This is a genomic window from Streptomyces sp. NBC_00490, from assembly GCF_036013645.1.
GTDB lineage: Bacteria > Actinomycetota > Actinomycetes > Streptomycetales > Streptomycetaceae > Streptomyces > Streptomyces canus_F.
This window is the reverse complement of the sequence record NZ_CP107869.1, coordinates 10,557,771-10,567,976: the sequence shown is the minus strand read 5'-3', so window position 1 is coordinate 10,567,976 and position 10,206 is coordinate 10,557,771. Positions and strand designations below refer to the sequence as shown.

General features: G+C 67.7%; 6 protein-coding genes and 2 pseudogenes. 4 read left to right on the top strand and 4 right to left on the bottom strand.

The features are described from left to right. The first annotated feature begins 494 nt into the window (after positions 1-494). On the top strand, positions 495-2,984 hold the full coding sequence (locus OG381_RS48400) for a DEAD/DEAH box helicase (RefSeq protein ID WP_327722350.1): 2,490 nt from the start codon (positions 495-497) through the stop codon (positions 2,982-2,984). A 971-nt stretch (positions 2,985-3,955) separates the two neighbouring features. On the opposite strand, the pseudogene OG381_RS48395 reads toward OG381_RS48400, so the two are convergent. Then, a pseudogene (locus OG381_RS48395) lies at positions 3,956-5,146 on the bottom strand (DUF2252 domain-containing protein); the annotation flags it as partial. Between the two features lie 266 nt (positions 5,147-5,412). Between OG381_RS48395 and OG381_RS48390 the strand changes: the two are divergent. The 3 genes and pseudogenes from OG381_RS48390 to OG381_RS48380 all read left to right on the top strand — a co-directional run bounded on the left by OG381_RS48390 (position 5,413) and on the right by OG381_RS48380 (position 7,873). After that, complete coding sequence (locus tag OG381_RS48390; RefSeq protein ID WP_327722349.1) at positions 5,413-5,616, top strand: hypothetical protein; 204 nt, start codon at positions 5,413-5,415, stop codon at positions 5,614-5,616. A gap of 174 nt (positions 5,617-5,790) precedes the next feature. After that, a pseudogene (locus tag OG381_RS48385) lies at positions 5,791-6,750 on the top strand (PHP domain-containing protein); the annotation flags it as partial. Between the two features lie 127 nt (positions 6,751-6,877). Next, positions 6,878-7,873: an ATP-dependent DNA ligase gene (locus OG381_RS48380; RefSeq protein WP_327722348.1), complete on the top strand. Its 996-nt coding sequence runs from the start codon at positions 6,878-6,880 to the stop codon at positions 7,871-7,873. On the opposite strand, the gene OG381_RS48375 is transcribed toward OG381_RS48380, so the two are convergent. The 3 genes from OG381_RS48375 to OG381_RS48365 form a co-directional block, all read right to left on the bottom strand. Next, a complete protein-coding gene (locus OG381_RS48375; protein WP_327722347.1) occupies positions 7,870-8,094 on the bottom strand; it encodes a hypothetical protein in 225 nt (74 codons plus the stop codon). The genes OG381_RS48380 and OG381_RS48375 overlap by 4 nt on opposite strands. Next, a complete protein-coding gene (locus tag OG381_RS48370) occupies positions 8,091-8,333 on the bottom strand; it encodes a hypothetical protein (RefSeq protein WP_327722346.1) in 243 nt (80 codons plus the stop codon). The genes OG381_RS48375 and OG381_RS48370 overlap by 4 nt, the downstream gene beginning before the upstream one ends. Positions 8,334-8,451: 118 nt before the next feature. Next, complete coding sequence (locus tag OG381_RS48365; protein ID WP_327722345.1) at positions 8,452-9,795, bottom strand: replication-relaxation family protein; 1,344 nt, start codon at positions 9,793-9,795, stop codon at positions 8,452-8,454. Positions 9,796-10,206: the final 411 nt, after the last annotated feature.

Here is a 10,206-nt window from a genome sequence, read left to right as displayed (position 1 = left end):
GCGAACGTGACGCGCCGCCGCTACGCGGCGGTTTCCGGGCTCCGCCTGGAAGGGCCGGAACTCCGTTCTGGCATGCCGGTCCACTCCGTGGCCCGGCAGGGAATCCGACTCCGTCGGATTCCGGCAGGACTGGTGCGCTCCGCGCCCCACTCCTGCAAGTGCAGCAGCTGCAGGGAGAGGTGACGGGGCGTGAGAGGCAAGGGATCGTCCTCGCGAGTGCGGCGCGTCAGACGCCTTCTGAAAGGATGGCCACTTGATGCCCTGTCAAGTCTTGGGCTCCTGTCGGAATCGGCCACCCTCGATCACTTCTAGTCACTTTCAAAGAGATCTGATGCGTCACTCTTGTTAGCGGCTTGAGTCTGGGATGATAGCGGGGTACATCTCTCCCCGGAGTGTCCGGACTGGGAGGTCGTCATTTTGGAACTCGGATGGAATCTGGATTGACGCGGGATTCCCTCTGAATACGCCCGAGAATGCGAGGCATTGTGGCTCAGATGGAATTGCGTCCGCATCAGGCCGAGGCCGTTGATAGCGTCGTCCGTATTCTCGGCACACCGCCTGGTGGCCATATGCCGCCCGAAGGGCTGCGGACACAGGTTATCGCTGCTACCGGCTCCGGTAAAAGCCTGATCGGTGCGGAGTCCGCGCGTCGTCTTTCCGCGCGTCGTGTGCTGGTGGTGGTGCCGACACTGGATCTGCTGACGCAGATGGCCGGCGCGTGGCGTCGGGCGGGCCGGTCGGGCGCGATGATCGGGGTGTGCTCGCTGCGGGCGGAGGAGAGTCAGGGTCTGCCCTGCACGACCGATCCTGACGAGTTGGTGGCGTGGATGGAGGGGTTGGAGACCGTGACGGTCTTCGCCACCTACGCGTCGGTGGGCCTGCGGATCCTCCAGCGAGCCCACGCGGCTGGCCTCAAGGTGTGGAGCCTGATGGTGGTGGACGAGGCCCACAGGACCAGTGGGGATGGTCTTCGACCGTGGGCGGCGGTGCACGACCAGGCGCAGCTGCCCGCGGAGCGTCGGCTGTACATGACGGCCACACCCCGCGTGTGGGAAGCCGAAGGTGAGCGGCCCCGGCTGGTTGCGTCGATGGAGGACGGGTCTTCGCAGTTCGGGCCGGTGGCGTACAAGCTCACGCTGTCGGACGCGATCGGGCGAGGCATCGTCGCCCCCTACCAGGTGCTGTGCCTCGACATCCGCGATCCCGATCTGTACATGGCCTTGAGCAGCCCTGACATCGGCTCGGATGCAGTGCGCGGGGCACGGCTGGCGGCGGTGCAGACGGGGCTGATGCGGGCGGCTGTGCAGGAGCGGTTTCGTCGGGTGCTGTCGTTCCACAGTCGGGTGAGCGAGGCCGAAGCGATGGCTGCTGCTGTCCCGGTGACGGCCCGCCGGCTCGCTGAGGGCGACCCCGACGTCTATCCGCCGGCTCGGCAGGTGTGGGCGGACTGGCTCTACGGCGAGCACGCCCCCGGACACCGCCGTCAGGTGCTGGATGAGTTCGCCTCCGATTTCCTCGGAGGGCCCGCATTCGAGGGTGAGGATGTGCGGGCTGAATTGCGGGTTCTTTCCTCGGTTCGTGTTCTCGGGGAAGGTGTCGATACCGCTGAGTGTGATGCCGTGCTCTTTGCGGATGCGCGGGGTTCGATGGTCGATATTGTGCAGATGGTCGGGCGTGCGCTGCGGTTGCATCCGGGGCGCGGGAAACTCGCCACTCTGATCGTTCCGGTATTCCTCGGACCGGACGAAGATCCGGACGAAATGCTCACCTCGGATGCCTACAACAGCCTCAGTAAGATCGTTGGAGCTTTGCGGGCGCACGACGCTGTCACCATCGAGGCGCTCGCCGATCCCCGTGTGCGCAGCGGCAGTTGGGTGTCCGAGGAGGACGGCGGGGACCTGATCGAGGATGGTGACGAGGAGGACGGCCAGGAGGAGGACCTTGTCCCTGCGGTCGGGGCTGCGGCGGCGGGAGTGCTGCGGTTCACCGAGGAACGTGACCCGGCCGCCCTCGCGCAGTTCGTCAGGTTGCGGGTCATCGACCCCGAACGCGCCTACTGGCTCCGTGGCATCGAGGCTGCCACCCGGTGGCTGCGTGAGACCGGCAGCAGCGAGCTGCGCGTGCCCTACACGTACGTGACGCCGGACGACTGGCCCGGTATCGGCGGGCATCCGCTGGGAGTGTGGGTGGCCGACCAACGCCGCTACTACGCGGCCGGGACCCTGGAAGCGAAGCGGGTCACCACGCTGGAGAACCTCGGCATGGTCTGGTCCGTACACGCTTCCGCGTGGGACGCCGGCCTCGCCGTGGCCCGCGACTACGCCGCCGTACACGGCCACTGCCTGCCCGGTGCCTCCGTCGTATGGGGAGGGGATGGGTTCCCCCTGGGGACCTGGATGAAAAATCAGCGTGCGGCGGCCCGCAAGACGCGCGAGAACGCCGCACGCCGCGCGAACGGGGAGACCGGCATCTCGTATGCCGGGGAGCTCTCCGAAAGCCGTATGGAGGCCCTCAACGAGATCGACCCTGGGTGGGCGCCGGAGGGGTGGGAGATCGGCTGGCAACGCTGCTACCGGTTGTTGCTCGCGCACGTGCAGGCGGGCGGGGCGCTCCCGGCCGGGCCGGGAGACGTCGTCGTCCAGGGCGAGGACCTCGGGGTCTGGATCGCCGGACAGGTGGCCGGGTGGGACCGGCTCGTACCCGTCCAGCAGTACCTCCTCGAGACCATCGGCGTCGACCCCGAGCAGGGCCCAGAGCTCCGGCCGGTGAGGAAGTCCCAGGATGAGCTGTGGGAACGCAACATGACCGCCGCCCGCCAGTTCCACGCCCGCGAAGGGCATCTGCGTGTACCCCGCCAACACCGCGAGGACGTCGACGGTGAGCTGCTCGGGCTGGGGTCATTTGTCGCCAACGCCCGCCGGAGGGCCGCCAAGCTGAGCACAGAGCGCCGTGAAGCCCTCAACGCGTTGGGCATGCGCTGGTGATGCTGTGGCCGGGCGGAAAACTAGATACCGCAGTTCTCTAGGAAATAGTATTCTTTTCGAAGTATAGCGACCACGCTGTTTCTTCTCACCGGAGAGCGGTGAATTTTCTAATCAATGACTATATCTAGTTCCGATCCTGGGGCGGAAAAATTCGTTGCCGCTGACCAGTTCTCACACTTGCGCGTGCCATCGGATGGCATCTGCTGGTGGTGCCGAGCCAGACCAGCCACTACCGGGGAGCACAAATTCAAACGTTCTTCTCTCGCCCGACTCATGGGTGACAGTCAGTTGCTCATCTGGGGTGACGGAGAGGACCAACGCGAGCTCCGGGGTAAAAGTGGCATAACGCGAGATCGATACGGCGTCGTCAAGTTTCCTAAGTCGATGTGCGGATCATGCAACAATGATCGTTCAAAGCAGCTGGATGGTTCCTACGATGCATTTTCGGAATACGTTGGTTCATACTTGCTGCGAGTAATGCCTGGGATCGACCTGGAGTCCGTGTTCGGCGCTGATTGGCCCCAGCAGGCTAAGAATCTGGCGCGCTATCATGCGAAACACTTTGGATGTCGCATGGTCAGAAGCGGTATGCCTGTACCGCAGTCACTCCGCGACTTCCTGGACGGGGCAGACGACATGCCCGATGCACAAATGGCTATCGTTTCCACAGATTCAATACACCGAGCGTATGGTAGCGGGCTCTCCATTAGTCCAGATTTCGTATGGGCAGATCGGGAATCCACGCGTTTCGTGTCTTATGTCATGGCCGCTTATATAGGCTCCATAGGCGTACGGTACGAATGGCGTGAGGGCGGGATTCCAGATGAAGAGCGATCCCAGTTCTACCATTACCCGTACCCCGTGATTAACTACTTTCGGACTGATTTTGATATGGCTGCACGGCAGCCTCGAAAGCCGGGATGGCTTGCGCGACTTCTTCAGTGGGCGAATAAGCCCTGATACTGCTCGCGCAGCGAAGAGCTCGTGAAGAAGGGCACCAGGGACTCGCCGGACTGGTCGTCCGCCGCCCCGTGCATGGTGGCGGTGGCCCGGCCGAGGTCGGCGACGACCGCCGCGATCTCCTCCGGGTCGTCGATGTCGCCCCAGTCCAGGTCGACGGCGTACGGCGAGATCTCCGCGACCAGCTGACCGGAGCCGTCCAGCTCGGTCCAGCCCAGCCACGGGTCGGCGTGCTGCTGCAGGGCGCGCTGCGAGAGCACCGTGCGGTGGCCCTCGTGCTGGAAGTAGTCACGGATCGCCGGGTCGGTGATGTGCCGGGAGGCGGCCGGGGTCTGGGCCTGCTTGATGTAGATCACCACATCGTTCTCCAGGGCGTCGCTGTGGCCCTCCAGGAGGATGTTGTACGACGGCAGACCCGCCGAGCCGATGCCGATGCCGCGGCGGCCGACGACGTCCTTCACCCGGTACGAGTCCGGGCGGGTCAGCGAGGTCTCCGGCAGCGTCTCCAGGTAGCCGTCGAAGGCGGCGAGCACCTTGTAGCGGGTGGCCGCGTCCAGCTCGATGGAACCGCCGCCCGGCGCGAAGCGGCGCTCGAAGTCGCGGATCTCGGTCATCGAGTCCAGCAGGCTGAAGCGGGTCAGCGAGCGGGCGTCGCGCAGCGCGTCCAGGAGCGGGCCCTCGGCGGTGTCCAGCGTGAAGGGCGGCACCTCGTCGCTCTTGGCGCCGGTGGCCAGGGCGTGGACGCGCTCGCGGTAGGCGGCCGCGTAGATCGTGACGAGCTCGGTGATCTGCTCGTCGCTGAGCGCCTTGGCGTACCCGATGAGGGCGATCGACGCGGAGAAGCGCTTGAGGTCCCAGGTGAAGGGGCCGACGTACGCCTCGTCGAAGTCGTTGACGTTGAAGATCAGCCGGCCGGTGGAGTCCATGTACGTGCCGAAGTTCTCGGCGTGCAGGTCGCCGTGGATCCACACGCGCGAGGTGCGCTCGTCCAGGTACGGGCCGCCCCGCTTGTCCGAGTCGAGGTCGTGGTAGAAGAGGCACGCCGTACCCCGGTAGAACGCGAACGCCGAGGCCGCCATCTTCCGGAACTTGACCCGGAACGCGGCCGGGTCGGCGGCCAGGAGCTCGCCGAACGCGGTGTCGAAGACGGCGAGAATCTCCTCGCCGCGAGGCTCGTCGTTGAGCTGCGGAACCGACGCGATCTGCGGGTTCGAGACGCCGCACGTGCTCGCCTTGGCGACCGATGGCTTCAATCTGCCATCTGTGAGACACCAACTGGCAGGGCCTGACGGTACGCGGGGCGAACCCCTAAGTGTCAGTGTCGAGGCTTAGAGTCTGAACGGCCGAAGGCCCTTCAGACGACGAAGGGAGACCCTGCGAAGCCATGCCCTGGAAAGCCGCTTCGCGAATTGGGTCTCCCCATCGCCTGACGTCGGGCTCCCGATCCGTCGAAGGAGTACAGAAACCGATGACGCCCCTTGACCGTACCCGAACGGGTACGGAGTCCTCCGCAACCCGGTCCTACCCGTGGCTGCCCGTCCTGACGACGCTGGCGACCCTCGCCACCGTCCTCGTCCTCGCTCTGACCGGCAACGGCACCGCCGCGGCCGCCGTCGCTGCCGCAGGAGCCACCGCTGGCGGCGTACAGGTCACCGTGCACGTCCGGCGATGACTACTGCCCGGGCGCGCACTCTGCCGGCACGAAGAATCTCCGCCGCCATCACCCGCTCCTCCCTGCCGTTGCCACAGTAGGACCAGGCACTGACAACGGCGCCTTCCAGCAGATGGCCACCGCGTCCTCTGCCCTGGTCGATGGCTCTGCCCAGCACTGGTCAGGGCCATCGACCACCTCTTCCGGCTCTCCTCGGACGCGTACGCCGAGGGCTGGCTCCAGAAGTGGCCCCGGATGGACAAGGAGACCATCTCCCAGTGGTCCGAGGGCCTCATCGCCTCCACCGGCTGCCCCTCCGGCGAGCTCCAGACCCGCCTGCGCCTGGGCCAGTTCGACGAGGCGCTGAAGGCGGCCTCCGAGTACCAGGACATCTTCGGCAAGGACCGTTACTTCCTGGAGCTGATGGACCACGGCATCGAGATCGAGCGCCGGGTCCGCGACGGCCTCCTGGAGATCGGCAAGAAGCTCGGCATCCCGCCGCTGGTGACGAACGACTCGCACTACACGTACGCGCACGAGGCGACCGCGCACGACGCCCTGCTGTGCATCCAGACCGGCAAGAACCTCTCCGACCCGGACCGCTTCCGCTTCGACGGCACCGGCTACTACCTGAAGTCCACGGACGAGATGTACGCCATCGACTCCTCGGACGCCTGGCAGCAGGGCTGCGCCAACACCCTCCTGGTCGCCGAGCAGATCGACACCTCCGGCATGTTCGAGGCGAAGAACCTCATGCCGAAGTTCGACATCCCCGAGGGCTTCACCGAGGTCACCTGGTTCAAGGAGGAGGTCCGCCGGGGCATGGACCGCCGCTTCCCGGGCGGCGTCCCCGAGGACCGGCAGAAGCAGGTCGAGTACGAGATGGACGTCATCATCCAGATGGGGTTCCCGGGCTACTTCCTCGTCGTCGCCGACTTCATCATGTGGGCCAAGAAGAACGGCATCGCGGTCGGCCCGGGCCGAGGCTCCGCGGCCGGTTCGATCGTCGCCTACGCCATGGGCATCACCGACCTCGACCCGATCCCGCACGGTCTGATCTTCGAGCGGTTCCTCAACCCCGAGCGCGTCTCCATGCCCGACGTCGACATCGACTTCGACGAGCGCAGGCGCGTCGAGGTGATCCGGTACGTGACCGTGTCGTCGCAAGCGTGGTGGGGCGTCAGTCGCGGGCGGCGGTCCTCCTCTCGCGTGGACGTGGCTTTACGGGCCATCTGGCGGACGGCGTGCAAGGACATGGCTCTGCTGGTGGAAGGGGTCGGCCATGTCCTCACCGTCCTCCGCCTGGTCGCTACCCGAGCCGATGCGCGCCGTGCCGGTCAACGATCCGGTGCTGCCTGAGGGGTGGGCGGCGCAGTTGAAGTGGGATGGCTACCGTGCGCTGGTTGGCCGGTGGGCAGATGGTCGTGTCGCCGTGCGGAGTCGTCACGGCAGCGATCTGGCCGGGGCGTTCCGGGAGATCGAGGGGACCGTCGGGCGGTTGCCGGACGATACGGCCATCGACTGCGAGCTGATCGTGTGGGAGGGAGGCCGGCTCGCGTTCGAGCGTCTCCAGCAGCGCATGCACCGCCGTGGTGTGGCCGCGGCCCGCGCGGCTGTCGAGTTCCCGGCGCACCTGGTCGCGTTCGACCTGCTGCGCGTCCACGGCTCGGATCTGACCGGGCGGCCGTTCAGCGAGCGCTACGCCGCGCTGGAAGCGTTGTTCCTCGAGGAAGGGCTGGCGGCGCCGTGGTCGCTGTGCCCGACCACGACCGACCCGGAGCGGGCAGCTACGTGGCTGGCCGACTACACGGCCGTCGGCATCGAGGGGCTGGTGTTCAAGCCGCTGGCGAGCCGGTATGTGGCGGGCGGGCGCGGGTGGACCAAGTACAAGGCGCGGCACACCACGGAAGCGATCGTGGGTGCGGTCACCGGCAGCCTGCGAGCGCCCACCACAGCCCTGTTGGGCCGCTACGACGACAGCGGGCGTCTGAGGTACACCGGCCGCACCACCACCTTGGGCGCGGCCGTCCGGCACGCCCTCGCCGACCAGCTGCACGCCGGGGACCCCGGCCACCCATGGACGGGGCACACCTTCAGTGTGGGGTGGGGTTCGCGGGAGCAGCTGTCGGTGCACCTGGTCGTGCCCGACGTTGTCGCCGAAGTCGCCGTGGACGTCGCCCGGGACAGTGCCGGACGCTGGCGCCACCCGGTCCGGCTCACCCGCATCCGCACCGACATGGCGCCCGACGACGTGCCGCTGTTCGGGACGGCTTCCTAGCGGGTCAACCGGCAGGTGTTCCAGTTGCGTCCGTCGCGGACCAGGGCGCCGCTGCGTTCCAGGTTCTGCAGGTGATAGACCACCGACGCCGGACTGCGCAGCCCCAAAGCGGCTCCCAGCTCCCGCACCGACAGCGCTTCTCCGCGATCCAGGATCGCGCGGCGGATCTGGGACAGGATCTGCTCCTCGCGCACCGTGAAGTGCTCCGGCCGACGATTCACCGGGCACCTTCAAGGATCCGCAGCTGTCGGCCCTGGCGGCGCAGTTCCGCGCGGGCCGCCGGAGCTGCCACCGCCGTGCGCGTCCAGTACGGGTGCCAGCGCAGCCTCACCGACAGCGCGTACAGGCGACGGCGCAGCACCGTCGTACGGGCCGGGCGGGGTGCGGCGAGCGCGTCGTAGGTGCGGTACCAGGCTGCTTGCAGGCACACCAGGTCGTCAGGGAGGTCTACGCGTTCCATCCCCCTATTGAGACACCTGTTCGATTTTCTGTGCAAGCGACGCCCCGGGGTGAGGTGCGCCGACGAGCGCCGGGAAGCTTCACGGCACCCGACGGCCGGACCCGGTCGGGGCAGCCGGTCAGCTTCTGGAAGGTGGACGGGTGAAGAGGGCCTTGAGCAGGCCCGTCGGCTGGCGGGAGATGTCGGTGCGGCATTCCGGGCAGTGCCGGCCGTCCTCGGGCGGGGCGTACGGATAGCCGTGGCCGGGCGTGCCGGTGATCGACAGGCCGCACCGCTCGCAGGGAGCAGGCGGCGGCCCGGGAGGAGTTGCCACGACGGTCGCGGTCACCAGCTCGGGGTCATACCCCGGCCATTGGGTCTGCTGCTGGCGCTCTCGTTTCCGTTCCTCGTCACGCTGGCGACGCTGTTCCTCGTCGCGCTGACGCCAGGCCTCGATGTCGTCGGGGTTGGCCAGGGCGTCGGTGAGGGTTTCCCACTGGCGGTGCCCGCAGCGCCACCACACCTCCTCCAGCGGCCCGCCCTCCTGAAGGCGCGGCAGGGTGGTGAAGACGAGCGGGATGGCATCCTCGTACTTCTGGTAGCCGTCGATGCGGTCGCTCAGGTAGCTGCCCATGTTCTCGAAGCGCCCGGACCAGACGTCGCGGGTCAGGTCCAGGACCCGGTTCATCCGGTTCTTCAACGCCTGCTCGCCGGTACGGATGCCCGGGTTGAACACCACCGCGATCGGCGGGTGCCCCTCCCGGCCGGTCGGCGGATACAGGGTGCGCCAGGCCGGGATCTCCCGGCCCTGTGCGTCCTTGGCCTTGCGGCGGAAGTAGTCGCGGTAGCGGTCGAACTTCGCCGCCAGGCGCTCCGGGCTCTCCGTGCAGTTGTCGACCTCCACCAGCAACACCGGCACCCCGGCGTCGGGCGCGAGCAGCACCGCGTCCGTCTGCACGGTGGAACGACCGCGACCGGTGCCGGACAGGACATGCGCCACCTCCGTCGACCAGGACGCCACCGCGCCCATCCCCGCCGGCCCCGGCACAGACACGGGCGCCTCCTGTGACGGCGCAACGCCGGTCCGGGGTACGGGGCGGGTCGGCTCGGCAGGGGTGCGGGTGATGGCGATGATGGTCTCGTTGACCGCCATGGCGTGCGGGGCCCCGGAGCGGGCCGCGCCCCGCGCGGTGCCGCCCATCTCGCTGACAGGCCGGGCCAGGACCTCGGCGGCCGCGTCCAGTCCGAGCGGGGTCAGCCCCCACAGCTTGTTGCCGTCCCGCGCGTTGCCCTCCGAGACCGTCAGCCCGTGCCGGGCCAGGTCCAGACACGCGTTGCGCACCGCCTTGTTGTCCTTGTGCCCCGGACACATCAGCCGCCGGATCTGATCGGCACTGGCGACCTTCAAGACCCCCAGCGCGGCGAGCACGTGCGCACGCACCGCTCCCGTCGATCCGTACGGGTAGGCCTTCGAGCCACCCACCGCCCACCCCTCCCTACTCGTCGCGCGGCCCTCCTGGGCTGCGCAGCCACGGGCCCGGCGGCGCGGGGCCCCGACAGCCGCGCGACCCTCCCCGAGGATCTCAACGTCCGCCCCCACCCCTACCACCCACCACTGACACAAACAGAAGGGCTGAAAGGAGAGAGAAGAGGGTTGTCGGGACGCGTGGTCGGGCCTGCCCACAGGCACTGACCAGGCAAAACCGTGCGCATCCTACATCCAGCGCCGGTAGGGGAGTTGGTAGGGAACCCGGTAGGGGGATCGGTATGGGGTTTGGAGGGCTTGCCCAATGCGCACAGACGGGTGCGCGCAACGCCTGCGCTCCGTCTGTGAACTGTTGATCGGTTGCTGTGCCCAGCCCGGTGGGGAGGGGTTGCAACCAGCCGGGCGCCC

Coding starts and splice junctions, on each gene's coding strand:
- OG381_RS48380 (WP_327722348.1), top strand. CDS start 6,878: ATGTCCTCACCGTCCTCCGCCTGGTCGCTACCCGAGCCGATGCGCGCC.
- OG381_RS48370 (WP_327722346.1), bottom strand. CDS start 8,333: ATGGAACGCGTAGACCTCCCTGACGACCTGGTGTGCCTGCAAGCAGCC.
- OG381_RS48400 (WP_327722350.1), top strand. CDS start 495: ATGGAATTGCGTCCGCATCAGGCCGAGGCCGTTGATAGCGTCGTCCGT.
- OG381_RS48390 (WP_327722349.1), top strand. CDS start 5,413: ATGACGCCCCTTGACCGTACCCGAACGGGTACGGAGTCCTCCGCAACC.